The organism is Allobosea sp. TND4EK4 (genome assembly GCF_900156025.1).
Lineage (GTDB): Bacteria > Pseudomonadota > Alphaproteobacteria > Rhizobiales > Beijerinckiaceae > Allobosea.
Genome location: NZ_FTMO01000005.1, coordinates 25,576 through 50,679, shown reverse-complemented (window position 1 = coordinate 50,679; position 25,104 = coordinate 25,576). Strand labels below are relative to the sequence as shown.

The window sequence follows — 25,104 nt, the reverse complement described above, 5'->3', positions numbered from 1 at the left end:
GTGCGGACGGTGATTCTCCTCCCGGCTCCGGCGGTGCCTGGCCGCTGTCACCTTTCTGCCACGATCCGCCAAAATGCCGTCGTCGACGTCCGGCCGGCCGTCTCCGGCCGGCCCAGAGTGTGGACGGGCTGCTCCGGGCTGTTTTCCCCTTTGCCCCTGATGGTATCGTATTCAGGCGAATCAGAATGTCGGCGTTGGGGTGAGCGGCACATGTCGGACGATTTCGGTGAGAGCGGGCGGCCACCGATGGGTCCCATCCAGTCGCTCAATCGCGTCCTGCGCCTCGATGCTCCCAGCGGCCATGCTTCGGAAGTGCCCGTCGAAGTGGCGGGGTACGTCAAGTGGTTCGACGTCTCCAAGGGCTACGGCTTCGTCGTGCCGGAAGCCGGCGGCGCCGATGTGCTGCTCCATGTCACGATCCTGAAGCGGGACGGTTTCAACGCGATAGCGGAAGGTGCTCGTATCGTGCTTGAAGCGGTCGAGAAGCCGCGCGGCCGGCAGGCGGTGCGGGTGATCTCGATCGACACCTCGGCCGGGCGCCATCCCTCCGAGATGCCGCTGGCGCGCACGAATGTCGCGGTGACGCCGACGAGCGGGCTCGAGCGGATGGTCGTGAAGTGGTTCAACCGGCTCCGCGGCTTCGGCTTCGTCTCCAAGGGCGAGGGTGCTCCGGACATCTTCGTGCATATGGAGACGATGCGCCGCTACGGGCTGGTCGAGCTCGTGCCGGGACAGACCGTGCTGGTTCGCTACGGGCCCGGGCCCAAGGGCCTGATGGCCGCCGAGATTCACCTCGAGCAGGGCGGTCCGTCGGTTTCTCACTAAATTGGACCGGATCTGTTAGGCACAACCACAGCGATCGCGGTTCTCGGCCGTCATTTCAACCTGGCCGCGTAACAATGCCGCGGTTTGTCGGATTTCGGTTTTACGCTTCGTCAATGGCCGGGTGACACCGTCGGGGCTTCTTGCCGGAGTTCGTGTCCCATCGTCGTCCTCGTCAGCGATCGTCATCAGCACCGCCAGTCGCTGCAGCGCGCGCTCTCGATCTGGGGCGCGTGCGACGCGTTCGATCCCGCCGATGTCGACGGCATCGGCGCGGCTTCGGACCAGGTGTTCGTCGTCGATCTCGACCTGACCAATCGCGACACGATTGCCGCGGCGCGGTTCGCCCTCGCACCTCATCGCCGCTCCGGCGCACCGTGCCTGTTCCTGTTGCGCGACATGTCTCCGCGGGCGCAGATCCAGGCGAATGCGCTCGGGGCGAAACTGCTCCTGCCGGTCGATACGCCGCACCCCGTCCTGCTCGACAGGGTGGGCATGCTGCTCGGGCGGATCGACCCCGGCAGCCCGGCCGCAGCGGTGCAGCAGCGCTTTATCGCAGCCTCGGCCGGCACTGCCGATCTGCTGGATGCTGCGGGCGCGGGGCGGGCTCTGCCTGTCGCCGCCATCGGGCAGAGCATCGAGGCGCTCAACCGCGCTGCGGATGGCGGCAATCTCGGGGCGTGGCTCGACCTCGTCTGGCAGCATGACGACGCCACCTACCAGCACTGCCTGCTGGTCTCCGGCCTCGCGGCCGCCTTCGCGCAGCGGCTCGGCTTCAGCGAGGCCGACCGCGCGCAGGTGGCCGGAGCGGCCCTGCTCCACGATATCGGCAAGGCCCGGGTGCCGCTCGATATCCTGCGCAAGGAGGGACCGCTCGATCCCGGGCAGCAGGCCGTGATGCGGCGCCACCCCGAGATCGGGTACGAGCTGCTCGTCGCCCAGGGCGGGTTCACGCCGCTGACGCTGGCGGCGGTGCTCTCGCACCATGAGCTGCTCGACGGCTCCGGCTATCCCCACGGAATCGGTGGCGACCAGCTGCCCGATCTCGTGCGAATGATCACGATCTGCGACATTTACGGCGCGCTGATCGAACGACGGCCTTACAAGCCGGCGATGGCCCCCGAGGACGCGTTCGGCATCCTCGTCGGGATGGGCGACAAGCTGGACATGGACCTTGTGCGCGCCTTCGGCGAGGTCGTTCTCGGCGCCGCGACCGCCGGGCTCGGAACCTTGTCCGACCCAAGGGCGCGCAAGCCGGTTCGGGCCGCCTAGACGGCGAAGGAGGTCCCGCAGCCGCAGGAGCTCGACGCGTTCGGGTTGGTGATGCGGAAGGACTGTCCGACCAGATCGTCGATGAAATCGATGGTGCAGCCTTCCAGCAGGTCGAGCGAGGTCTCGTCGATCAGGACGGTCGCGCCGTCCCGCTCGATCACGAGATCGTCCGGCGCCTTTTCCCGATCGACGTCGAAGATGTACTGGAAGCCGGAGCAGCCGCCCCCGGCGACGCTGACGCGCAGCATCGAGCCGGGCGGCTCGCTCGCCATCACCGAGACGATGCGTTTCGCGGCCTGATCGGTCACCTCGATGCCGCGCCGGTTGATCGCGAGATCGGTCGACATTCTCTGCTCCTCGTGCGGATGCGCCTTGCACCCAGGTCTCTGCCAAAGGTAATGCCGCGCCAGCGCCGCTACAAGCAGGCGGGCGCGACGGGGCCGCCATGCCGCATTCTCAAAGCCAATCGCCGCCGAGGGGCGCCCTGCCGCCGGAAGGCCTGGAGCCCGGCGAGCGCTGGCGTGCGCCCTATGCCTGCCGCTCGAGCCAAAGTCGCGGCCGGCTCGTCGGGGAGCCCGCTTCCGCCACGCGCGGCGAATTCCAGCGTGACCGGGACCGGATCATCCACTCCACCGCCTTTCGCCGGCTGAAGCACAAGACGCAGGTCTTCGTCTCGCATGAGGGGGACCATTATCGCACGCGGCTGACGCACACGATCGAGGTGGCGCAGATCGCCCGCGCCCTGGCCCGCGCGCTGGGTCTGGACGAGGATCTGGCGGAGGCGCTGGCGCTGGCCCATGACCTCGGCCACACGCCCTTCGGCCATACCGGCGAGGATGCGCTGGAAGACTGCATGGCGGCCTATGGCGGCTTCGACCACAACGCCCAGACGCTGAGGATCGTGACGCGGCTTGAGCGGCGCTATGCCGATTTCGACGGGCTGAACCTGAGCTGGGAGACGCTGGAAGGGCTGGTGAAGCACAACGGGCCGCTGCTCGGACATGACGGGCAACCGCTGGCCCGTTACGCCAAAGCCGGGATCCCGGCCGCGATCGTCGAATACCAGCACCGGCAGGACCTCTGGCTCGACAGCTACGCCTCGGCCGAAGCGCAGGCCGCGGCGCTTGCCGACGACATCGCCTACAATGCCCACGACATCGATGACGGGCTGCGGGCGGGACTGTTCGGGCATGCCGAATTGCGCTCGGTGCCGTTCCTGCGCGATCTGCTCGAGGAGATCGAGCGGCTGCACCCGGGGCTGGAGACGCCGCGGTTGACGAACGAGCTGGTGCGGCGCGTCATCACCCGCTTCGTCGAGGACGTGATCGGGGAGGCGCAGCTCCGGCTCGCGGCGCTGGCGCCGGCCGATGCCGATGCGATCCGGCGGGCGGACGCACCGGTCGTCGCCTTCTCGCCGGCGATCGAGACGGCCGACCGCGACATCAAGGGCTTTCTCTATCCCAACATGTACCGGCACCCTCGGATCACGCCGATCCGGGAGAAGGCGGCGCAGGTGGTGCGGGACCTTTTCACGCGCTTCGCAGCCGAGCCCGGGACCATGCCGGCCGAGTGGGCCGCGGGCTGCGACGGGCTCGACGAACCCCGGCGGATGCGGCGCATCGCCGACTATATCGCCGGCATGACCGACTGGTACGCGCTCGACGAGCACCGCCGTCTGTTTGACGCCACTCCCGCGCTGCGATAGGGCCGGGCAGCCGTACCGAGGTACGCGTTCCGAAGAACAGCCCTCATCCTGAGGAGCGGCCGGAGGTTGCGTCTCGAAGGATGCTCCAGCCAGCTGCGGAGCCTCCTGGACCATCCTTCGAGACGCGAGCTTGAGCTCGCTCCTCAGGATGAGGGCTGAGGAGAGGCTGCTCGCCGCCGGCGAGGGCCGCACTGGCCGAGCCCGAAGATGACCGCGATGAACCTGTTCGAGACCTATTCCGCCCGCATCCATGCCGCTCTCGCCGCGCTGGCGGAACGTGGGGCGCTGCCCGCTGGCTTGAACCTCTCGCGTGTGGTGGTCGAGCCCACCAAGGATCCGGCGCATGGCGATCTCGCCACCAATGCGGCGATGGTTCTCGCCAAGGAAGCGGGCACCAATCCGCGCGCGCTGGCGGGGCTCCTGGTCGAGGAACTCGCGAAGGACGCCGAGATCGTCAAGGCCGAGATCGCGGGCCCCGGCTTCATCAACCTGACGCTACAGCCGGCCGTCTTCACCGCCATCCTGAAGACGGCGATCGAGGCGGGGGCCGATTACGGGCGTGGCCGCGCCAAGCCGCAGCCCAGGATCAACGTCGAATACGTTTCCGCCAATCCGACCGGGCCGATGCATGTCGGCCATGGCCGCGGCGCCGTCTTCGGCGATGCGCTGGCCAACATTCTCGCCTTCGCCGGCCATGACGTCACCCGCGAATATTACATCAACGATGCCGGGGCGCAGGTCGACGTGCTCGCCCGCTCCGCCTTCCTGCGCTACCGCGAGGCGCTGGGCGAGACGATCACGATCCCCGAGGGGCTCTATCCCGGCGACTACCTCAAATCGGTCGGCGAGACTCTGGCGAAGGCCCATGGCCCCTCGCTCAAGGACAAGCCGGAGGCCGAATGGCTGCCGCTCGTCCGGCAGGCGGCGATCGACGGCATGATGGCGATGATCCGCGACGATCTCGCCGCGCTCGGCGTCGTGCACGACGTCTTCTTTTCCGAGCGCTCGCTGCAGGCCGTTGACTGCAACAAGGATGCCGTCGGGGAAACGATCGCCGATCTGCGGGCGCGCGACCTCGTCTATGAGGGCCGTCTGCCGCCGCCCAAGGGCCAGAGGGACGAGGATTGGGAAGACCGCGAGCAGACGCTCTTCCGTGCCACGCAGTTCGGCGACGATGTCGACCGGCCGCTGCTGAAATCCGACGGCAGCTACACCTATTTCGCCAACGACATCGCCTATCACCGCTCGAAGTTTACCCGCGGCTATGCCGAGATGATCGACGTCTGGGGCGCCGACCATGGCGGCTACGTCAAGCGCATGCAGGCGGCGGTGAAGGCGGTGACGGACGGCCAGGGGGCGCTGGATGTGAAGCTGTGCCAGCTCGTCCGGCTGCTGCGCAACGGCGAGCAGGTGCGGATGTCGAAGCGCTCGGGCGACTTCGTCACCCTGCGCGAGGTGATCGACGAGGTCGGCCGCGACGCGGTCCGCTTCATGATGATCTTCCGCAAGAACGACGCGACCCTGGATTTCGACCTTGCTAAAGTGGTCGAGCAGTCGAAGGACAATCCCGTCTTCTATGTGCAGTACGCCCATGCGCGCTGTGCCTCGATCTTCCGGCAGGCGCGCGAGGCGTTTCCCGATCTCGACCTGTCGCCTGCCGCATTGTCGCAGGCCGATCTTTCGATCCTGACGGACGAGGCGGAGGTCGGTATCCTCAAGATCATCGCGGCTTACCCGCGGGTGATCGAAGGCGCAGCGGCTGCTCATGAGCCGCATCGCGTCGGTTTTTTCGTTCATGAACTGGCCAGCGCGTTCCACTCGCTCTGGAACAAGGGCAAAGACTCGCCGCAATTACGGTTCGTTAATCAAACTGATCGAAAGTCGACCTTGGCGAGATTGGCGTTCGTGCATGCAGTGCGCGGCGTTCTTGCTTCCGGTCTGGCTGTCGCCGGAGTTGCGGCGCCGGAAGAGATGCGCTGACGGGCGATTTTCCGCCGGCGCGCACAAGGTCAGGTTGACCGCGCGGGTTTTCGCTTGTCTCGTGATCGAGCAGCGGCTCGTGCTGGAATGGATCGTGCCATGAGTGAGCCAGCAAGAAACCGTTTTGCGCTCGACCTCGAGGATCTGGAGCGTCAGCTCCGTTCCGCGGGGCAGGCGCCGCGCCCCGGCCAGCAGAGCGATCCGCTCGCCGAGCTGACGCGCATCGTCGGTCAGGACGATCCCCTGAAGGACATCTTCTCCGAGCGGCGCGCGCCCGCGCCGCAGCCGGCCCGTCAGGAGCCGGGTTTCAGCGTCGTTCCGCCCCGGGCGCCTGCGGCGGCGCCGACGATGCCGCCCGCCGAGATGCGCGGCGCGCTCGATGAATTCGAGGCTTTGCTGCGCCGCACCGAGCCGAGGCGGCCTGTAGAGGCTCCGGCCCAGGCTCAAGGCCATTATGAGGCGGAGCCGGAACAGCGGCACGAAGACGCCGGTGCCTATGACGATTATCGGCAGACCGCGTCGCAGCCGGCGGGATATGGGCGGCCGGCTCCGCCGACGCCCGACATGCTGCACCAGGCGCGCGATCTCGACGACGGGCAGAGCTACTACCAGCAGCCGGTCTATGCCGAGGCCCGTTCCGGGCATGGCTACGAGCCGGGACAGGCCGGCGAAGAGGGTTATGCCGAGGACGAGCTTCCGGAGCTGGAGCCGCGCCGCTCCCGCAAGGGGCTCTGGGCGGCCGCCGCGGTGATCGCGGTCGGCGTGCTCGGCGTCGGCGGCTGGATGGCGCTGCGTGGCGGCTCCAGCACCACGAACGGCGCGCCGCCCGTCATCACTGCCGACAAGGGGCCGGTGAAGGTCGAGCCGACCAATCCGGGCGGCACCGAGATTCCGAACCAGAACAAGCAGATCTACGAGCGCACGGCGGAGCAGCCGCAGGGCCAGACAAAGGTCGTCAGCAACGAGGAGCAGCCTGTCGACGTGCAGCAGGCGGCGCGCTCGCTGCCGCCGCGGGTGGTGATGCCAGGCCCGGGAACGGCGGGCACGGCGCTCGCCGCCGCTCCGGCCGCACCGGAACGCAGCATCGTTCAGCCGGAGCCGGCCTTGACCCCCATGCCGGCGGTGCCGGGGCTCGGTGAGCCGCGCAAGGTTCGTACGGTTGCGATTCGCCCGGACGGCACGCCGGCGCCTGCCGCCAACGCTGCGCCCCTGCCGAGCCAGCCGCTCGCCACCGGCTCGACCGGCCAGCGCGGCCTGGCGACCCTGCCGAACGCGACGGCCAATGCGGCGCCTGCCGCGCCTCGGTCCGCACCTGCGACGACCCCTTCGGCCGCGACCACGCCGGCTGCGCCGACGCGGCTCGCCAGCGCGCCGCCGGCCCAGGCTCCGGCGGCGCCGGCCGCCCGCGCGGGGACCGGTGACTTCGTCGTCCAGCTCGCCGCGCCGGGCAGCGAGGCGGAGGCCCGTGCCACGTTCGCGGCCCTGCAGAAGAAATATGGCAGCGTGCTCGGCGGAACCTCGCCGATCGTCCGCAAGACCGATCTCGCCGGGGGCAAGACGGTCTACCGTCTGCGCGTCGGCCCGTATTCGCGCGAGGATGCGACCTCGATGTGCACGCAGCTTCAGGCCGCCGGCGGCCAGTGCTTCATCGCCAAGAACTGATCGCCCTGTCGGTCGAATATGGAGGCGGCGCCCAGGCGCCGCCTTTTTCATTGGCGGCCCCGGCCTTGCGGCGCGCGACCTCCTCATGCGACGAAGCCTTCAACAGGCGCCGCCGCAATCGGAGCGCGCGCCGATTCAGGAGGACGCCATGGATCGCCGTCAATTCGTCAAGGTCGCCGGGGCAGGGGCCGCCGGCAGCGCAGCGATCGCAGCGCCAGCGATCGCACAGTCTCAGCCGAAGGTAAGCTGGCGGCTGACGTCGAGCTATCCGAAGAGCCTCGATACGCTGTTCGGCCTCTCGACCCAGGTCGCCAAGCGCGTCTCCGAGGCGACTGACGGGAATTTCCAGATCCAGGTCTTCGCGCCGGGCGAGATCGTGCCCGGCCTGCAGGCGCTCGACGCCGTGCAGAACGGCACGGTCGAATGCAGCCATACGCTCTCAAGCTTCTATATCGGCAAGGACCCCGCCTTCGCCTTCGAGACCTCGCTGCCCTTCGGCTTCAACACCCGCCAGCAGAACGCCTGGCTCTATGCCGGCGGCGGGCTCGAACTGTGCCGCGCCTTCATGAAGAAGCAGGGCCTCTACACGATTCCCTCGGGCAATACCGGCGCGCAGATGGGCGGCTGGTTCCGCAAGGAGATCAAGTCGCTGGAGGACCTGAAGGGCCTCAAGATGCGCATTGCCGGCCTCGGCGGGCAGATCATGTCCAAGCTCGGCGTGGTGCCCCAACAGATCGCGGGCGGCGACATCTATCCGGCGCTGGAGCGCGGCACGCTCGATGCCGTCGAGTTCTCCGGGCCCTATGACGACGAGAAGCTCGGCTTCCAGAAGGTCGCGAAGTACTACTACTATCCCGGCTTCTGGGAGGGGAACGCCAATGTCAGCTTCCTCGTCAACCTGGAGAAGTGGAACGCGCTGCCGGCCGCTTACAAGGCGATCGTCGAGGCCGCTTGCGCCGAGGCCAATGCGCTGTGCGTCGCCAAATACGATCACGGCAACCCCGACGCGCTGGTCCGGCTTGCCGGTACGGGGGCCGAATTGCGGCCCTTCCCGCAGGAGGTGATGGCGGCGGCCTTCAAGGAGGCCTTCGCCATGTATGCCGACCTCGCCGCGAAGAACGCCGAGTTCAAGACGTTCTATGATTCCTTCCTGCCGTACTGGAAGAAGGAGAACCTCTGGTTCCGTGTCGCCGAGCTGCCCTTCGACGCGTTCAACGCCCAGATGGCGCAGCAGATGCGCTGATACGCATCGTCATTGCGAGCGCAGCGAAGCAATCCAGACCGACAGACGCGGCCCTGGATTGCTTCGTGGCTCTGCTCCTCGCAATGACGGGTCGCGCTTGACCGCGCCCGCGACGCTTCCTACCCCTCGACCATGACCTCACGCGCCTTCATCGCCGGCTGCCTCGGCACGAGCCTCTCCGCCGACGAGCGGGCGTTCTTCCGGGATGCCCGCCCCTGGGGCTTCATCCTGTTCCGGCGGAACACGCAGACGCCGGAGCAGGTCGCCGCGCTGACCGCCGAGATGCGCGAGGCGGTCGGGTGGCATGCGCCGATCCTGATCGACCAGGAGGGCGGGCGCGTGCAGCGCATGGCTCCCCCGAACTGGCCGAAATACCCGTCGGCGCGCGCGTTTCTCGGCATCAACGATCCGCTGCGGCGGCGCGAGCTGGTCCGTCTCTCCGCGCGGCTGATGGCGCATGACCTCAGACAGGTCGGCATCGATGTCGACTGCCTGCCCGTGCTCGACGTGCCCGCCGCCGGCAGCCATGACGTGATCGGCGACCGTGCCTATGCACATGACCCCGACGAGGTGACCCGGCTCGGCCGCGCCGCGGCGGAGGGGCTGATCGCCGGCGGGGTGCTGCCGGTGGTCAAGCACATGCCCGGCCATGGCCGCGCGCGCGCCGACAGCCATCACGACCTGCCTGTGGTGGATGCGACGCTGGAGGAACTGCGGGCGCAGGATTTCCGCCCCTTCCGCCATCTCGCCGACATGCCGCTGGCGATGACGGCGCATGTCGTCTTCACCGCCCTCGATCCCAAACACCCCGCGACCGTCTCCAGGCGGATCGTCCGCGACATCATGCGGGGCGAGATCGGCTTCGACGGGCTGATCATGACCGACGACATCTCGATGAAGGCGCTGTCGGGCTCCTTCGAGGCGAAGGCGAGGGCGGCGATCCGCGCGGGTGTCGATGTCGTGCTGCATTGCCACGGCATCATGGAGGAAATGGTCGCCATCGCCGGGGCGGTTCCGGAGATGACGGGTGCGCGCGCCCGCCGCGCGGCCACCGCCCTCGGCCGAATCCGGCACGAGCCGGAGCCGGTCGATCTTGACGCGGCGAGGGCCGAGATCGCGGCGGTGCTTGCCTAGGGAACCTGAACCGCCGAACCTGCCTGCCGGGCAAGGGGAGCTAAGGCCAGCATGACGGCCGAACTGCCATTCGAGGAGGATCGCGCGCGCCCCGGGGACGAGCCGGCGCTGCTCGTCGATGTCGATGGCTATGAAGGACCGCTCGACCTGCTGCTCGACCTGGCGCGCCGGCAGAAGGTCGACCTCCACCGCATCTCGATCCTGGCGCTGGCCGAGCAGTATCTCACCTTCGTCGAGGAGGCGCGCGCGCTGAGGCTCGAACTCGCCGCCGATTATCTCGTGATGGCGGCTTGGCTTGCCTATCTCAAATCGCGGCTCCTGCTGCCCGAGCCGCCCAAGGCGGACGAGCCGAGCGCGGCCGATCTGGCGACCGCGCTGGCGCTGCGGCTCAGGCGGCTGGAAGCCATCCGCGCGGCCGCGAACAGGCTCTCGGCGCGTGAGCGGCTGGGGCAGGACGTCTTCGCACGGGGGGCGCCGGAGGAGGTCGTGGCCGGCGCACGGCCCGTCTGGGAAGCCGAGCTCTACGACCTGCTGGCCGCCTATGCGCAGCAGCGGATGAAGCGGGTGCAGGGGCATCTCTCGGTCGGCCATCGCGTCGTCTGGTCGCTCGTCGAGGCGCGCGAGGCGCTGCAGCGGCTCGTCGGCGAGGCCGGTGACTGGACCGAGATCGACCCCTATCTGATGCAATACATGCAGCGTCACGGCCTGCCGCCCAAGGCGATGGCCGCCACCGTGCGAGCCTCGGCGTTGTCGGCGATGCTGGAGATGGCGCGCGAGGGCCTGCTCGACCTGCGGCAGGATCAGCCCTTCGCGCCGATCCGCATCCGCCGCCGCTCGGCGCGGCCGCCGGCCTTGCCCTTCGCGGGCGGAGAGACGCCATGAACGGGGCAGCGGCAGGGCAGCGAGAACCGCAGGGCGATGCCGAGGACGAGGCCTTCGCTCTGGCGCTGCGCATCGTCGAGGCCCTGCTGTTCGCCTCGGCCGTGCCGCTTTCGGCGGAGGTGCTCTCGCGCTCGGTGCCGGCCGGCATCGCGGTCGAGCCCGTGCTGGCGCATCTCGCGGCGCTCTACCGGCCGCGCGGCGTCAATCTGCGGCAGGTCGCCGGCGGCTGGGCCTTCCGGACGGCGCCGGACCTCGGCTATCTCCTCGCGGCCGAGGCCGAGCCGCCCCGCAAATTGTCGCGCGCCGCGCTCGAGGTGCTCTCGATCATCGCTTATCACCAGCCGGTGACCCGGGCCGAGATCGAGGAGATTCGCGGTGTCGCCACCGCCAAGGGCACGCTCGACATCCTGCTGGAGGCGGGCTGGGTGCGGCTGCGCGGGCGGCGGCGCTCGCCCGGGCGGCCGGTAACCTACGGCACGACGCCCGGCTTCCTCGACCATTTCGGGCTCGACCGGATCGACGACCTGCCGGGGCTCGACGAGTTGAAGGGGGCAGGGCTCGTCGAGGGGCGCCTGACGCGCGACCTCGGCGTGCCGGTCCCCGACGACGATCCCTCCCTGCGCGACGACGAGGACCCTCTGGGGGACCTGTTCTCGCCGCTTGACGATGGCGAGGGCGGCCCGCAACAGGGGTGACGGCCTTAAGACCTCAGGGAAACGATGGCGTCGAGCAGCGTGAAGACGAGCGGGTGGCGGAGCTGGGGACAGCGCGGCACGATGGGCGCTGCGATCCCCCGGGCGCTCGGCTTCGAGGCTCTGACGCAGCGCTTCGGCTCGGTGACGGCCCTGTCGAATCTCTCGCTCTCGGTGAAGCCGGGCGAGATCGTCGCGCTTCTCGGCCAATCCGGCTGCGGCAAGACGACGCTGCTGCGGCTCGCCGCGGGCGTCGAGCGGCCGACCGAGGGCCGGGTGCTGCTGGACGGGCGCGAGGTCTCGGCGCCGGCCGCCTTCGTCGAACCCGAGCATCGCGGTATCGGCTTCGTCTTCCAGGATTATGCCCTGTTTCCGCACCTCAGCGTCATCGAGAACGTTCGTTTCGGCCTGCGCGGCGACCGGGCGGCGGAGGCGCAGCGGGTGGCGATGCGCGCGCTCGACCGTGTCGGCCTCGCGCATCTGAGCGAATCCTACCCGCATATGCTCTCCGGCGGCGAGCAGCAGCGCGTGGCGCTGGCGCGCGCGATCGCGCCGCGCCCGGGCGTCCTGCTGATGGACGAGCCCTTCTCCAATCTCGACCGGCGGCTGCGCGACGCCGTGCGCGAGGAGACGGCGGCGCTGCTGCGGGAGACCGGCGCCACCGCGATGATCGTGACCCACGACCCGGAGGACGCCATGCGCATCGCCGACCGGATCGTGCTGATGAGGGCGGGCGGGATCGTCCAGATGGGGACCGCCGAGAATCTCTATCGCCGCCCGGAAAGCCTCTTTGCCGCCCGATTTTTCTGCGACTTCAACGAGATCGAGGCGCGTGTCTCGGGCGGCGCCGTCTCGCTGCCCTTCGGCCGCTGGCCGGTGCCGCATCTCGGAGAGGGCTCGGCCGCGGTGGCGTGCATCCGGCCGCATCGGGTGCGGATCACGGCTGCAGGGCAGGGGCTGGCGGGTCGCCTGACCGGGCGGCGTTTCCTCGGCGAGGCCGACCATGCGCTCGTCGCGGTCGAGGGGCTGGAGCGGCCCCTGGCGGTGCGGACCTCGCTGCCGGAAACCATGATCGTCGGCGATGAGGTCGGCGTCGTGATCGCGCCCGAGGAAGTCCTTGTGTTTCCGGCGGCGGATCAATAGGTTCCGCCGCCGAACGATCGACCGGGGCCGGCGATCGGGTTGGTGCCAGCCCCTTTGAAACCCATTTTCGGAGGAGTTCGCCATGGGTGGCGTGAGCATTTGGCACTGGATCGTCGTCGGCGTCATCGTGATGCTGCTGTTCGGTCGCGGCAAGGTGTCCGAGTTGATGGGCGATGTCGCCAAGGGCATCAAATCCTTCAAGAAGGGCATGGCGGAGGATGACGAGCCGACGCCGGGCGCCACCGTCGATCCCAAGGTGATCGACAACGTCAAGGCCAGCAACGCGCAGGCCGAGGCCCAGGCCAAGGCCGAGCACAAGGCCTGATGCCCTTGCGGCCCGCCGGGCCGCTCTCGTCGCTGATGCGCTGATGCCGCTCGCCGGTCCGAATGGGGACCGGAGGGCGGCGCGCCGATAGGAAGAACCGTCGATGTTCGACATCGCCTGGAGCGAGATGGTGCTGATCGGCGCGGTGGCGCTGGTCGTGATCGGCCCCAAAGACCTGCCGAAAGTCCTGCGCACGGTCGGCCAGACCATCGGCAAGGTCCGCCGCATGGCAACCGAGTTCCAGGGCCAGTTCAACGAGGCGATGCGCGAGGCCGAGCTCGCCGACCTGAAGAAGCAGGTCGAGGACGTCGGCGGCTCCGTCTCGAACAATTTCAACAGCGATTACAAGCCGATCGATCAGCCGAAGGAATTCGCCGCGCCCAGCACGGCCGAAACCGCCAAGGCCGAGGAAGAGGCTCTGAAGCAGGCCGAGGCGAAGCTCGCCGACCTGCCGATGCCGGAGCTGCCGCCGCTGGATATCGCAGCCGAGACCCCGACGCCGGAGGTGGACGCGCTGCCGGCCGCCAAGCCCAAGCGCGCCCGCAAGGCGAAGGCCGAGGAGCCGGCGCCGGAGCTGGCTCAACCGGAGCAGGCCGCCGCGGCAAGCCCCGAGCCCGAGGCGCCGGCCAAGCCGGCGCGCAAGCGCAGCGTCAAGGTCGTCACCGATGCGCCGGAAGAGGCGGACACGCCCTTTCCGGAGGTCACGGCCGTGGCCGAACCCGCCCCGGCCAAGCCGGTGCGCAGGCGCAAGCCGAAGGCCGACACCTCTGCCGAGACCAAGAACGAGGAGAACTCGGCATGAGCGTCGCCAATCCACGGGACGGCGAGGACGAGGTCGAGGCCTCCCGCGCGCCGCTGCTCGACCATCTGATCGAGCTGCGCTCGCGGCTGATCAAGTCGCTGATCGCCTTCCTGATCATGTTCTTCATCTGCTTCGGCTTCTCGACGCAGATCTACAACATCCTGGTGATGCCCTATGTCTGGGCGGCCGGGAACGCGGCCAACGCGCAGCTGATCTATACCGGCCCGCTGGAGCTGCTGTTCACCCATATCAAGGTGGCTGCCTTCGGCGCCGGCTTCTTCGCCTTTCCGGTGATTGCGACGCAGGTCTACAAATTCGTCGCGCCCGGCCTCTACAAGAACGAAAAGCAGGCCTTCGCGCCCTATCTGGTGGCGACGCCGGTGTTCTTCACGGCGGGCGCGCTGCTGGTGTTCTTCTTCGCCATGCCGGTGCTGATGAAGTTCTCGCTCGGCATGCAGCAGGCCGCGACCGAGACCCAGGCCGGCATCGCGCTGCTGCCCAAGGTCAGCGAATATCTCTCGCTGATCATGACGCTGATCTTCGCCTTCGGCGTCGCCTTCCAGCTGCCGGTGATCCTGACGCTGCTGGGGCAGGCGGGCATCATCGATTCGCAGTTCCTGAAGGACAAGCGGCGCTACGCGATCGTCTTCGTCTTCGTCGTCGCGGCGGTGCTGACCCCGCCCGACGTGATCTCGCAGCTGATGCTCGCCGTGCCGATGCTGCTGCTCTACGAGCTCTCGATCTTCTCGGTGCGCCGGGTCGAGCGCAAGCCGCAGCCGGACGAGACGGCGGCGCAGTAGCGGCGGGTCCCGACATCCGATCTCTTCAGGGAGGTGGAACCGCACCGGCATCCCGGACAAGCCGCGAAGCGGCGCCGATCCGGGATCCATCGTCGAGCTCGCCGCCCGTAAGATGGTTTCCGGTGCTCCGCTTCGCTCCGGCCGGGATGACGAGGAGGTTCCGGAGCCATTGGCGAGAGAGGTTGCCTGTTCCCTCCCGCGCGCTCCCGGTCTAGAGCATCAGCGCTGCACTCCGCAGCGCTGAATGGCCGAAGACGATGTACGACATCCGCTGGATTCGCGAGAACGCCGAGGCGTTCGACAAGGGGCTCGCGCGCAGGGGGCTGGAGCCGCTGTCGTCGTCGCTGCTCGCGCTCGACGATGAGCGCCGCGCCGCCATCGGCAAGGCGCAAGCCACGCAGGAGCGCCGCAACGCCCTCTCCAAGGAAATCGGCAGGGCGATGGGCGCGAAGGATGTCGCGCTCGCCGACCAGCTCAAGGCCGAGGTCGCGGCGCTGAAGGACGCGCAGCCAGCGCTGGAAGCCGACGAGAAGGCCGCCAAGGACGCGTTGGAGCAGCAGCTCGCCGCGATCCCGAACATTCCCTTCGACGACGTGCCGGATGGTGCCGACGAGCACGACAATGTCGTGCTGCATGTCCATGGCGTGAAGCCGGAGGAGCGTGGGCTGCTGCGGGGCGTCAACGATCCCAAGCAGCATTTCGAGCTGGGCGAGGCGCTCGGCCAGATGGATTTCGAGACGGCGGCCAAGCTCTCCGGCTCGCGCTTCGTCGTGCTCCAGAACCAGATCGCGCGGCTCTCGCGGGCGATCGGGCAGTTCATGCTCGACACGCACACGGGAGAGCATGGCTATACCGAGGTGATGCCTCCGCTGATGGTGCGCGACGAGGTCATGTTCGGAACCGCGCAGCTGCCGAAGTTCCGGGACGACCAGTTCATGGCGGCCGATATGGAGTGGCGCGGCAACCGACTGAATGAGATTCTTGCTAATCTTGATCAGGAGATCCCCGCGGGCGGCTCGGCGCTGGCCACTGTGCAGAGCCTGCTTGAGCACGCGGATACCAGCGAACAGTTTTGGCTCATCCCCACAGCCGAAGTCCCGCTCACGAACCTCGTCCGCGAATCGATCCTCTCCGAGGAGGAACTGCCGCGCCGCTACACGGCGCTGACCCCGTGCTTCCGCGCCGAAGCGGGCTCGGCCGGGCGCGATACGCGCGGCATGCTGCGCCAGCACCAGTTCGAGAAGGTCGAATTGGTCTCGATCACGACGCCGGACAAATCCCGCGAGGAGCATGAGCGCATGCTCGCCTGCGCCGAGGCCGTGCTGAAGAAGCTCGACCTGCATTATCGCGTCATGACGCTCTGCACCGGCGATATGGGCTTCGCCTCGCAGAAGACCTGGGACATCGAGGCCTGGCTGCCGGGGCAGAAGACCTATCGCGAGATCTCGTCCTGCTCGGTCTGCGGGGATTTCCAGGCCCGGCGCATGAACGCCCGCTACAAGACGAAGGACGGCAAGGGGCCGTTCTTCGTCCACACCCTCAACGGCTCGGGCACGGCGGTCGGCCGCGCTCTGATCGCGGTGATGGAGAACTACCAGAACGCCGATGGCTCGATCACCGTGCCCGACGTGCTGGTGCCCTATATGCGCGGCGTGACCCGCATCGAGAAGGCGGCCTGAAGCCATGCGCATCCTCGTCACCAATGATGACGGCATCCATGCCGAGGGCCTCGAGGTGCTGGAGCGCATCGCGCGCCAGCTCTCCGACGATGTCTGGGTCGTGGCGCCGGAGACCGACCAGTCCGGCGTCGCGCATTCGCTGTCGCTGTCGAACCCGCTGCGGCTGCGGCAGATCGCCGAGAAGCGCTATGCCGTCGCCGGCACGCCAACCGATTGCGTGATCATGGCGGTGCGCTCGGTGATGGTCGAGGCGCGGCCCGACCTCGTGCTCTCCGGCGTGAATCGCGGCTCCAACGTCGCCGAGGACGTGACCTATTCGGGCACCATCGCCGCGGCGATGGAGGGCACGCTGCTGGGAGTTCCCTCGGTGGCGATGAGCCAGGCCTATGGCCCCGGCGACCGCAACCAGATCCGCTGGGACTGCGCCGAGCAGCATGCGCCCGCAATCCTGCGCAAGCTGCTGGCGGAGGGCATTCCGGCCGATGTGCTGTTCAACCTGAACTTCCCGAACGTGGCCCCCGACGCGGTCAAGGGCGTGGCGGTGACGGTGCAGGGGCGGCGCGACCAGGAGCTGCTGCAACTGCAGCCGCGGCAGGACGGGCGCGGCAATCCCTATTACTGGATCGCCTTCCAGCGCAGCCGCAGGGAGCCGGGCAACGGCACCGACCTGAAGGCGCTCGCGGAAAGCCGCATCTCGGTGACGCCGCTCGAACTCGACCTGACGCATGAGCCGACGCTGACACGCTTCGCGCGGGTCTTCGGGTGATGGCTCCCCGTCATTGCGAGGAGCGCAGCGAGGAAGCAATCCAGGGGACCGAGGCGGCCAGTTCAGCCCGGTCCTCCAGGACTGTTTCGCTGCGCTCGCAATGACGCAAACGGGGTCCTCCATGACCGAGGAGTTGCCCGCCAGCGAGGGCGAGCGCACCGTCGCCTTCCTGCTGTCATTACGGGCGAGGGGCGTGCGCGACCTGCCGCTGCTGCGGGCGATGGAACGGGTGCCGCGGGACCGATTCGCGCCCTCACGCTTCGCCGACCTCGCGCGGCAGGACGTGTCCGTGCCGCTGCCTTGCGGACAGACGATGACGGCGCCGTTCACAGTCGCGAATCTCCTCATCGCGCTCGACATGCAGCCCGGCGCGCGGGTGCTCGAGGTCGGGACCGGCTCCGGTTATGTCTCGGCGCTGCTGGCCGCCCTCGGTGGCGAGGTGGTTTCGCTGGAGCGCTATCGCTCGCTGGCGCTGGCGGCGCATGAGCGCGTCTCCGGCAGCGGCTTCGGCAAGACGGTCGACATGCGCCACGCCGACGGCTTCCAGCCGGACCGGACGCTCGGGCGTTTCGACCGGATCCTCGTCAACGGCGTCACCAACTCGGTGCCGGAGGCGCTGCTGGCCCGGCTTTCGCCCGGCGGGCGTCTGGTCGGGGCGCTGCGGGTCGAGGGCGCTGCCCGGCGTGTGGTGGTGACCCGGCTGGACGAGGACCATTTCGACCATGCGCTGGGTCCGGCCGTGCGCCTGCCGCCGCTGATTCCCGGCCGCGCCCAGGCTCTGTAGCGGTCATCCGCCTGCCTGCTCGCGAGCGGCAAAAAAATCCGGAAAAATGAATCGGCCTTTCCGCGGGGAAACCCTTTCGTAACCTGAACAGGACTTTAATCGCGGTCATCGAGTTGCGTCGTTCGCGAGTACTCTGCCCATGTTCAGACAAGCCGGATCGGTCGATATCCGCATCCTCAGCCGCCTTTCCACGGTGTGCCTGCTTGCCCTCGGCGTCAGCGCCTGCTCGTCGGATGCTGTGCGCTTCACCGAAACCCCTTTCGACAATCCGTTCCGGACCGCGCAGGCCCCGGCGACGATGCGCGATCCGGCGACCACCGGATCGATCGGCTCCGCGCCGGTGCAGGCCGTGCCGTCTTCGCCCGTCGTGCGCTCGCAGGCGCTGCCTCCGCCGCAGGCGGTCGCCAGTGCCCCGATCCCGGCGCCGGCCGCGCCTGCGCCGATGGCGGCACCGCAGCCGTCCGGCGGCGGCGCCGCAGGCTGGACCGCGCAGGGCGGTACGCCTGTCGTGATCGCGCAGGGCGAGACGATCGACATGATCTCCTCGCGCTATGGCGTGCCGCGGGCTGCGCTGCTCTCCGCCAACGGTCTCTCGAACGGCAATGTCGCGCCGGGCACCCGCATCACCATTCCCGTCTATAATGCGAGCGCTTCAAGCGCCGTCGCCGCTGCCCCGGCCACGCCGGCCCCGCGCGTCGCTTCCGCCGAGCCGCGCGGGTTCGTGCGCGGTGCGGCTCCGGCCCAGCGTCCCGTCGCCGCCGCTCAGGCGCCTTCGCCGAGGGAGGCCAAGGCGGCCGGCGAGGCCGAGGCGAAGGCCAAGGCCGCCGCCGATGCGCAGGCAATGAGGGATTCGCGAGCCCGCTTCGCCGCCGAGGCCAAGGCCAAGGCAGAGGCGCGCAAGGCTGCTCCCATGACCCATGCCGCGACGACCAAGCCCCTGGCCGAGCCCAAGCCCGCCAAGGTCGCCGCCGTGCCCGCCGAGAAGCCGGCCAAAGCGGTGGCGGTTGCGAGCGCCCCGGCCGTCGAGCCCAAGCCTGCGGCGACGCCGGCACCCGCTGCCGCGCCCAAGGCGGAGGCTGCGCCGGCCGCCGACCCGAAGACCACTGCCAGCCTGCCCAAGCAGGACGATGCCGGCTCCAGCGGCGACAAGGCCGATTTCCGCTGGCCGGTGCGTGGCCGCGTGATCACCGGCTTTGCCGGCAAGGGCGGCAATGAGGGCCTCAACATCGCCGTGCCGGACGGCACCCCCGTGAAGGCCGCCGAGGCCGGCACCGTCGCCTATGCCGGCAGCGAGCTGAAGGGCTATGGCAATCTCGTGCTGATCCGCCATCCGAACGGCTATGTCTCGGCCTATGCGCATAATGGCGAGCTCAAGGTGAAGCGCGGCGACACGGTCAAGCGTGGCCAGGTCGTCGCCAGTTCCGGCCAGACCGGCAACGTCTCCTCGCCGCAGCTCCATTTCGAACTGCGCAAGGGCTCGACCCCGGTCGACCCGACGCCCTACCTCAACAACTGAGCATCGACGGCTCCCAGGAGCCTGGATCTTCGGTCGGTATCGCGAGACCCTCCCGATCGAATCGGAACGGGGCGAGCCAAGGATGGCTCGCCCCGTTTTGCTTTTTCGCCAGCCGTGAAGGGGCGTCATGCTCGGGCTCGGCCCGAGCACCTCCGGCCGGAAGTGCTGCAGCCTGAGAATCCCGGGTCGAAGCTGGGCTTCGCCCGAGAATGACGGCGAGGCCTCAGCCCTCCAGCCGCTTCCCCAGCCGGCCGGCGAGGTCCTGAATATATTGCCACGCCGTGCGGCCGGAGCGGGAGCCGCGGGTCGTCGCCCATTCGAGCGCGTCGCGGCGCAATTCCTCGGCCGCGATGGCGAGGCCGAAATGCGCGACATAGCCGTCGATCATCGCCAGATACTCGTCCTGGCTGCATTTGTGGAAGCCGAGCCAGAGTCCGAAACGGTCGGAGAGCGAGACCTTTTCCTCGATCGCCTCGCCGGGGTTGATCGAGGTGGCGCGCTCATTGTCCATCATGTCGCGCGGCAGCAGGTGGCGACGGTTCGAGGTGGCGTAGAACACGACATTGTCGGGCCGGCCCTCGACGCCGCCGTCGAGCGCCGCCTTCAGCGATTTGTAGGAGGTGTCGTCGCCATCGAAGGACAGATCGTCGCAGAAGACGATGGCGCGGTGCGGATCGCTGCGGAGCTGACCCATCAGGGCGGGCAGGCTCTCGATGTCCTCGCGGTGGATCTCGATCAGCTTGAGCGGCCTTTCGCCGACCGCAAGATGCTGGTTCGTGTCGGCGTGCACCGCCTTGACCAGCGAGGACTTGCCCATGCCGCGCGCGCCCCAGAGCAGCACGTTGTTGGCGGGCAGCCCCCTGGCGAAGCGCTCGGTATTCTCGGCCAGGGTGTCGCGGACGCGATCGACGCCGCGCAGCAGCGAAAGCGCGACGCGGTTGACCCTTTGCACCGGCACGAGCTCGGCGGAGCCGGCATGCCAGACGAAAGCGTCGGCGGCTGAAAGGTCGAGCGGCTTGCGCGCGGGCGGGGCCAGCCGCTCCAGCGCGGCGGCAATGCGCAACAGGGCGGCGAGCGTGGGGTCGCTGGCGGCGTCGGCGGTCAATGTCATCAGGAGCAGTTCCGCGGTTCGGTCAACCGTACCGTACCGTCCGGTACGGCTGAGCGACCAGATAAATCCTGTCGAGCGTCCTGCGCAAGAGCATTGCGCGGCGAGAGCCGAGGCCATAGGTGAGATGCGGCCTCGACTCCGAGGCATGTCCGATTGATTTCACGGCGTTGCTGGCTATAGTCCGCGCGATTTTGCGGCCGGGGCAGGCGTTCGCCCGCGCTTCACCGAATTCGACCGAACCGTGGCCGGCGGCATCAGCCGCCGTACCCTAAGGAGCCTTTTGTGATCACTCCCGCTTTTGCCCAGGTCCCGGGCGCCGGTGGCGGCACCGACATGCTGATCCAGCTGGTGCCGTTCCTGCTGATCTTCGTCATCATGTGGTTCCTGATCATCCGTCCGCAGCAGCGCCGGGCCAAGGCCCATCAGGAGCTGATCAAGAACGTTCGCCGCGGCGACACCATCGTCACTTCGGGCGGGCTGATCGCCAAGGTCTCGAAGGTCATCGACGATGCGGAAGTCGAGGCCGAGATCGCCGAGGGCGTGCGGGTGCGCATCGTGCGCGGCATGATCCAGGACGTCCGCTCGAAGACCGAGCCGGTCAAGAGCTGAGCCGACTGCAAGAGACGACCGCCGGCTCCTTGAAGAGCCGGCCTTTCAACAAGGCTTGATCCGCAGATGCTCCGTCTCCAGGCCCGCAAGGTCATTCTCGTCCTGCTCGTGCTGATCTTCGGCTGCGGGCTCGCCGTGCCGAACCTGTTCTCGCCGGAGACGCGCAGGTCGATCGAGGCCAATGCTCCGTCCTGGATCCCGCGCTTCCTGCTGCCGACCCACGCGGTGGTGCTGGGCCTCGACCTGCAGGGCGGCTCGCATGTGCTGCTCGAGATCGACCGGGCCGATCTCGTCCGGAGCCAGGTGACGCAGCTGCGCGACGACACGCGCCGAATCCTGCGCGAGGAACGCGTCAGCATCCCCGGCGGCATCCAGACCACGACGCGTGGCGTGCAGGTCCGCATTCCCGACGCCAACGAGCGGGCCCGCGTAATGCCGAAGCTGCGCGAGCTCGCGCAGCCGGTCGGGACCCTGGGCGCCTTCGGACCCTCGGGGAACCAGTCCATCGCAATCACGGAGCAGCCGGACGGGCTGGTCCAGCTCGGTGTCACGGAAGCCGGCTCCAACGAGCGCATCCGCCGCGCCGTCGAGCAGGCGATGGAAGTGCTGCGCCGGCGCGTCGACGCGCTGGGAACGACCGAGCCGAACATCCAGCGCCAGGGCCTCGACCGCATCCTGGTGCAGGTGCCGGGTCTGCAGGATTCGCAGCGCCTGAAGGAGATCCTCGGCGACACCGCCAAGCTGGAATTCCGCCTCGTCGGCGACGCCACCAGCTCGGATGTCGACATGCTGCCTTCCCAGGATGCCGGCGGCCAGCCGGTTCCGGTGCTGCGCCAGCCCGTGGTGGATGGCGCCGACCTCGTCGATGCGCAGCCCTCCTTCGATTCGCGCACCGGCCAGCCGATCGTGAATTTCCGCTTCAACATCCGCGGCGCCCAGCGTTTCGGCCAGATCACCACCGAGAATCTCGGCCGGCCGCTTGCGATCGTGCTCGACAACAAGGTGATCTCGTCCCCGGTCATCCAGTCGCCGATCACCGGCGGCTCCGGCCAGATCTCGGGCAACTTTACCGTCCAGCAGGTCAACAACCTGTCGATCCTGCTGCGCGCCGGCGCGCTGCCCGCCAAGATGACCATCGTCGAGGAGCGCACGGTCGGCCCGGGCCTCGGGGCCGACTCGATCCATGCCGGCAAGCTCGCGACGCTGATCGCGACCGTGCTGGTGGTGATCTATATGCTGGCGACCTATGGCGTGTTCGGCCTGATCGCCAGCATCGCGCTGCTGGTCCATGTCTGCCTGATCTTCGGCCTGATGTCGCTGCTCGGAGCCACGATGACGCTGCCTGGCATCGCCGGCATCGTGCTGACCATCGGCACGGCGGTGGACTCCAACGTGCTGATCTACGAGCGCATGCGCGAGGAGGAGCACGCCGGCCGCAGCCTGGTCTCGGCGCTCGAGGCCGGATTCCAGCGCGCGTTCGCGACGATCATCGACTCCAACGTGACCATGCTGATCGCGGCTGTCGCGCTGTTCTCGCTCGGCTCCGGCCCGGTGCGCGGCTTCGCGGTCGTCTTCATCCTCGGCATCCTGACCACCGTCATCACGGCGGTGACGCTGACGCGGATGCTGATCGCGCTCTGGTATCGCTGGGCCAAGCCCAAGCATCTTCCGTTCTGACGCAAGCCCTTTTGATTTATCGCATTTTCTTCACGCGAACCGGCCGCCACTTCGCTTGAAAATGCTCCGAGGAGATCGGCCATGCGCCTGCTTCGCATCGTTCCCGACAATACCCGCTTCAAATTCGTCTGGTTCCGGCGGTTCAGCTACCCGCTGTCGGCCGCCTATTCGATCCTGGTGATCGTGCTCTTCCTGACCGTCGGGCTGAATTTCGGCATCGACTTCAAGGGCGGCACGCTGATCGAGATGCAGGCGAAGTCCGGCGCGGTCGACATCGCCAAGGTCCGCCAGACCGCGAACGGCCTCGGCTTCGGCGAGAGCGAGGTGCAGGAGTTTGGCGGCGGCAACGAATTGTCGATGCGCTTCGCGCTGCAGCCGGGCGGCGAAAGCGCCCAGCAGGCGGTGGTCCAGAAGGCGCGCGACGCGTTCTCGGCCGAGTATGATTTCCGCCGCGTCGAGACGGTCGGGCCGCGCGTCTCGGGCGAACTGGTGCAGGCCGGCACGCTCGGCGTCGTCCTCGCGATCATGGGCGTGCTGGTCTATCTCTGGTTCCGCTTCGAGATGCCGCTCGCGATCGGCGCGATCGTCGGCACGCTGCACGACATCGTGCTGACGATCGGCTTCTTCCTGATCACGCAGCTCGAATTCAACCTGACCTCGATCGCGGCTATCCTGACCATCGTCGGCTATTCGCTGAACGAGACGGTCGTGGTGTTCGACCGCACGCGCGAGCTGCTGCGCCGCTACAAGACGATGCCGATCCCCGAGCTGCTCGACCTTTCGGTGAACTCGACGCTGTCGCGCACGGCGATGACGGCGACGACGACCTTCCTCTCGCTGCTGGCGCTGGTGATCTTCGGCGGCACCGCGATCGAGGGCTTCGCGCTGGTGATGCTGTTCGGCGTCGTGGTCTGCACCTATTCGGCGATGTTCATCTCGACGCCGGTGCTGCTCTACATGGACGTCCGCAGCCAGGGGGCGCGCGAGGAAGCCCGCGAGAAGGCCAGCGGGAAGCCCCCGGCCGGCGCCAAGCCGAAGGCCGGCTGAGGCGGCGCCGGGATGGCGCGCTTCGAGGGCTTCGTTCCTGGCCGCTGGCCGCTCGATGCGATCGGCGCCGGTGGCTTCCGCTTCGCCGAGATGAGCCACAAGGGTTCGATCCTGGCGACGCCGGCCGGCATCCGCATCTGGACGCCGGCGCTGTTCTCGGAGGTCACGGTCGAGAGCCTGCAGCCGGTGCTCGACGAAGCCGGCGCCATCGACTTCCTGATCATCGGGACCGGCGCGGACATCGCCTTCATCCCGCCGGCTCTGCGCGAGCCTCTGAAGGCCGCAGGCATCACGGTCGAGGGCATGGCGACCGGGGCGGCGGCGCGGACCTACAATGTACTGGTGGCCGAGGACAGGCGGGTGGCGGCGGCGCTGATCGCGGTCGATTGAGCCGCCCTGCGACGTTTCGCCCGTCCGGTTTCCGCAACCGTAGCGAAGCGGGCGCCGTTGTCCTAGACTGGGACGATGAAAGCGATGCCGCGATGACGGGTCCAGGCGAGACCACGCCCAAGATCGAGACCGTCCAGCCCGACGAGGCGCTTCCGGCGCGCCTGCCCGACGCCTACGCCCATTGCGCGTCGCTGGTCCGCGAGCAGGACCATGACCGCTACATCACCTGCCTCTATGCGCCCGAGGCACGGCGCCACGGGCTCTTCGCGCTCTATGCCTTCAGCCTCGAGATCGCTCGGGTGAGGGCGCTGGTCAGCGAGCCTTTGCCCGGCGAGGTCAGGCTGCAATGGTGGCGCGACCTGCTCGAAGGGCAGCCGAACGGCGAGGTGCAAGCTCACCCGGTCGCAGCGGCTCTGCTCGACACGGTCAAGCGCTATCGCCTGCCGATCGCGCCGCTGACGAACCTGATCGATGCCCGCACCTTCGACCTCTATGACGACCCGATGCCCTCGCTGCGCGACCTGGAGGGCTATGCGGGAGAGACAGCGAGCGCTCTGATCAGGCTCGCCTGCATCGTGCTGGCGGGCGGGCGCGACCCCGGCGGGGCGACGGCCTCCGGCCATGCCGGCGTGGCCTATGCGCTGACCGGGCTGATGCGCGCCTTCCCGTGGCATGCGGCGGAGGGGCAGGTCTATCTGCCGGCCGACATCCTGGCCCGCAACGGCGTCATCCGCGACGACATCGTCCGCGGGCGAGGGGGCCCGGGCGTGCTCTACACGCTGAAGGAGCTGCGGGAGATCGCGCGCAATCATCTGACGCGGTTGACGAGCCTGACGGACACGATTCCGGCGGCGGTGAAATCCGCCTTCCTGCCCGTCGCGCTGGTCGAGCCCTATCTGCGGCAGATGGAGCGGTCGGGCTACGACCCGTATCGCAGCATCATCACCCTGCCGGCCTGGCGGCGGCAATGGATCGTCTGGCGAGCGGCGCGGCGGAGCTAGGGCCGGCCGAGGCCGGCATTGCGAGCGAGGCGAAGCAACCCAGGCAGACCGCGTTGAGCGTT

At 68.5% G+C, this 25,104-nt stretch carries 25 protein-coding genes; 22 read left to right on the top strand and 3 right to left on the bottom strand.

Features of this window, described 5'->3' with window-relative positions:
* Positions 1 to 210 precede the first annotated feature (210 nt).
* Complete coding sequence (locus BW981_RS11035) at positions 211 to 825, top strand: cold-shock protein (RefSeq protein WP_076439079.1); 615 nt, start codon at positions 211 to 213, stop codon at positions 823 to 825.
* A 15-nt stretch (positions 826 to 840) separates the two neighbouring features.
* Here BW981_RS11035 and BW981_RS22565 read toward each other — a convergent pair whose 3' ends face one another.
* Complete coding sequence (locus tag BW981_RS22565) at positions 841 to 1,182, bottom strand: hypothetical protein (RefSeq protein ID WP_139333724.1); 342 nt, start codon at positions 1,180 to 1,182, stop codon at positions 841 to 843.
* A gap of 39 nt (positions 1,183 to 1,221) precedes the next feature.
* Between BW981_RS22565 and BW981_RS11030 the strand changes: the two genes are divergently transcribed.
* On the top strand, positions 1,222 to 2,094 hold the full coding sequence (locus BW981_RS11030) for an HD-GYP domain-containing protein (protein WP_139333723.1): 873 nt from the start codon (positions 1,222 to 1,224) through the stop codon (positions 2,092 to 2,094).
* Here the strand turns inward: BW981_RS11030 and BW981_RS11025 are convergent.
* Positions 2,091 to 2,441: a HesB/IscA family protein gene (locus BW981_RS11025; RefSeq protein ID WP_076439077.1), complete on the bottom strand. Its 351-nt coding sequence runs from the start codon at positions 2,439 to 2,441 to the stop codon at positions 2,091 to 2,093. The genes BW981_RS11030 and BW981_RS11025 overlap by 4 nt on opposite strands.
* Before the next feature lie 98 nt (positions 2,442 to 2,539).
* Between BW981_RS11025 and BW981_RS11020 the strand changes: the two genes are divergently transcribed.
* The 15 genes from BW981_RS11020 to BW981_RS10950 all read left to right on the top strand — a co-directional run bounded on the left by BW981_RS11020 (position 2,540) and on the right by BW981_RS10950 (position 19,207).
* On the top strand, positions 2,540 to 3,799 hold the full coding sequence (locus BW981_RS11020) for a deoxyguanosinetriphosphate triphosphohydrolase (protein WP_076439075.1): 1,260 nt from the start codon (positions 2,540 to 2,542) through the stop codon (positions 3,797 to 3,799).
* A 216-nt stretch (positions 3,800 to 4,015) separates the two neighbouring features.
* Complete coding sequence (gene argS, locus BW981_RS11015; RefSeq protein ID WP_076439517.1) at positions 4,016 to 5,779, top strand: arginine--tRNA ligase; 1,764 nt, start codon at positions 4,016 to 4,018, stop codon at positions 5,777 to 5,779.
* Between the two features lie 99 nt (positions 5,780 to 5,878).
* Positions 5,879 to 7,441, top strand: coding sequence for an SPOR domain-containing protein (locus tag BW981_RS11010; RefSeq protein ID WP_175624096.1), 1,563 nt, complete (start codon positions 5,879 to 5,881; stop codon positions 7,439 to 7,441).
* Between the two features lie 148 nt (positions 7,442 to 7,589).
* A complete protein-coding gene (gene dctP, locus BW981_RS11005; protein WP_076439071.1) occupies positions 7,590 to 8,684 on the top strand; it encodes a TRAP transporter substrate-binding protein in 1,095 nt (364 codons plus the stop codon).
* Positions 8,685 to 8,816: 132 nt separating this feature from the next.
* The gene (gene nagZ / locus BW981_RS11000) at positions 8,817 to 9,818 is read left to right on the top strand and encodes a beta-N-acetylhexosaminidase (protein ID WP_076439069.1); all 1,002 of its coding nucleotides are present in this window, start codon (positions 8,817 to 8,819) and stop codon (positions 9,816 to 9,818) included.
* Between the two features lie 51 nt (positions 9,819 to 9,869).
* The gene (locus tag BW981_RS10995; RefSeq protein ID WP_076439067.1) at positions 9,870 to 10,700 is read left to right on the top strand and encodes a segregation and condensation protein A; all 831 of its coding nucleotides are present in this window, start codon (positions 9,870 to 9,872) and stop codon (positions 10,698 to 10,700) included.
* A complete protein-coding gene (scpB, locus tag BW981_RS10990; RefSeq protein ID WP_076439065.1) occupies positions 10,697 to 11,395 on the top strand; it encodes an SMC-Scp complex subunit ScpB in 699 nt (232 codons plus the stop codon). Before BW981_RS10995 ends, scpB begins: the two co-directional genes overlap by 4 nt.
* Before the next feature lie 24 nt (positions 11,396 to 11,419).
* Positions 11,420 to 12,535, top strand: a complete 1,116-nt coding sequence (locus BW981_RS10985; RefSeq protein ID WP_076439063.1) for an ABC transporter ATP-binding protein — start codon at positions 11,420 to 11,422, stop codon at positions 12,533 to 12,535.
* Positions 12,536 to 12,617: 82 nt separating this feature from the next.
* Complete coding sequence (locus BW981_RS10980; RefSeq protein WP_076439061.1) at positions 12,618 to 12,860, top strand: twin-arginine translocase TatA/TatE family subunit; 243 nt, start codon at positions 12,618 to 12,620, stop codon at positions 12,858 to 12,860.
* Between the two features lie 103 nt (positions 12,861 to 12,963).
* On the top strand, positions 12,964 to 13,662 hold the full coding sequence (tatB, locus tag BW981_RS10975; RefSeq protein WP_076439059.1) for a Sec-independent protein translocase protein TatB: 699 nt from the start codon (positions 12,964 to 12,966) through the stop codon (positions 13,660 to 13,662).
* On the top strand, positions 13,659 to 14,462 hold the full coding sequence (gene tatC, locus BW981_RS10970) for a twin-arginine translocase subunit TatC (RefSeq protein WP_076439057.1): 804 nt from the start codon (positions 13,659 to 13,661) through the stop codon (positions 14,460 to 14,462). Before tatB ends, tatC begins: the two co-directional genes overlap by 4 nt.
* A gap of 257 nt (positions 14,463 to 14,719) precedes the next feature.
* Positions 14,720 to 16,141: a serine--tRNA ligase gene (serS, locus tag BW981_RS10965; RefSeq protein ID WP_076439055.1), complete on the top strand. Its 1,422-nt coding sequence runs from the start codon at positions 14,720 to 14,722 to the stop codon at positions 16,139 to 16,141.
* Between the two features lie 4 nt (positions 16,142 to 16,145).
* A complete protein-coding gene (gene surE, locus BW981_RS10960; RefSeq protein ID WP_076439053.1) occupies positions 16,146 to 16,907 on the top strand; it encodes a 5'/3'-nucleotidase SurE in 762 nt (253 codons plus the stop codon).
* 121 nt (positions 16,908 to 17,028) lie between these two features.
* Complete coding sequence (locus BW981_RS10955; protein WP_076439051.1) at positions 17,029 to 17,691, top strand: protein-L-isoaspartate O-methyltransferase family protein; 663 nt, start codon at positions 17,029 to 17,031, stop codon at positions 17,689 to 17,691.
* Positions 17,692 to 17,830: 139 nt separating this feature from the next.
* Positions 17,831 to 19,207, top strand: a complete 1,377-nt coding sequence (locus BW981_RS10950; protein ID WP_076439050.1) for a LysM peptidoglycan-binding domain-containing M23 family metallopeptidase — start codon at positions 17,831 to 17,833, stop codon at positions 19,205 to 19,207.
* Positions 19,208 to 19,430: 223 nt separating this feature from the next.
* Here the strand turns inward: BW981_RS10950 and BW981_RS10945 are convergent, their stop codons facing one another.
* The gene (locus BW981_RS10945) at positions 19,431 to 20,318 is read right to left on the bottom strand and encodes an ATP-binding protein (protein ID WP_076439048.1); all 888 of its coding nucleotides are present in this window, start codon (positions 20,316 to 20,318) and stop codon (positions 19,431 to 19,433) included.
* Positions 20,319 to 20,600: 282 nt separating this feature from the next.
* Between BW981_RS10945 and yajC the strand changes: the two genes are divergently transcribed.
* The 5 genes from yajC to BW981_RS10920 all read left to right on the top strand — a co-directional run bounded on the left by yajC (position 20,601) and on the right by BW981_RS10920 (position 25,042).
* The gene (gene yajC / locus BW981_RS10940; protein ID WP_076439047.1) at positions 20,601 to 20,927 is read left to right on the top strand and encodes a preprotein translocase subunit YajC; all 327 of its coding nucleotides are present in this window, start codon (positions 20,601 to 20,603) and stop codon (positions 20,925 to 20,927) included.
* Between the two features lie 66 nt (positions 20,928 to 20,993).
* The gene (gene secD, locus BW981_RS10935) at positions 20,994 to 22,604 is read left to right on the top strand and encodes a protein translocase subunit SecD (protein ID WP_076439045.1); all 1,611 of its coding nucleotides are present in this window, start codon (positions 20,994 to 20,996) and stop codon (positions 22,602 to 22,604) included.
* Between the two features lie 81 nt (positions 22,605 to 22,685).
* Positions 22,686 to 23,651, top strand: a complete 966-nt coding sequence (secF, locus tag BW981_RS10930) for a protein translocase subunit SecF (RefSeq protein WP_076439043.1) — start codon at positions 22,686 to 22,688, stop codon at positions 23,649 to 23,651.
* A 12-nt stretch (positions 23,652 to 23,663) separates the two neighbouring features.
* A complete protein-coding gene (locus BW981_RS10925) occupies positions 23,664 to 24,041 on the top strand; it encodes an Mth938-like domain-containing protein (protein WP_076439041.1) in 378 nt (125 codons plus the stop codon).
* Between the two features lie 92 nt (positions 24,042 to 24,133).
* A complete protein-coding gene (locus tag BW981_RS10920) occupies positions 24,134 to 25,042 on the top strand; it encodes a phytoene/squalene synthase family protein (RefSeq protein ID WP_083712296.1) in 909 nt (302 codons plus the stop codon).
* The last annotated feature ends 62 nt before the right edge of the window (positions 25,043 to 25,104 follow it).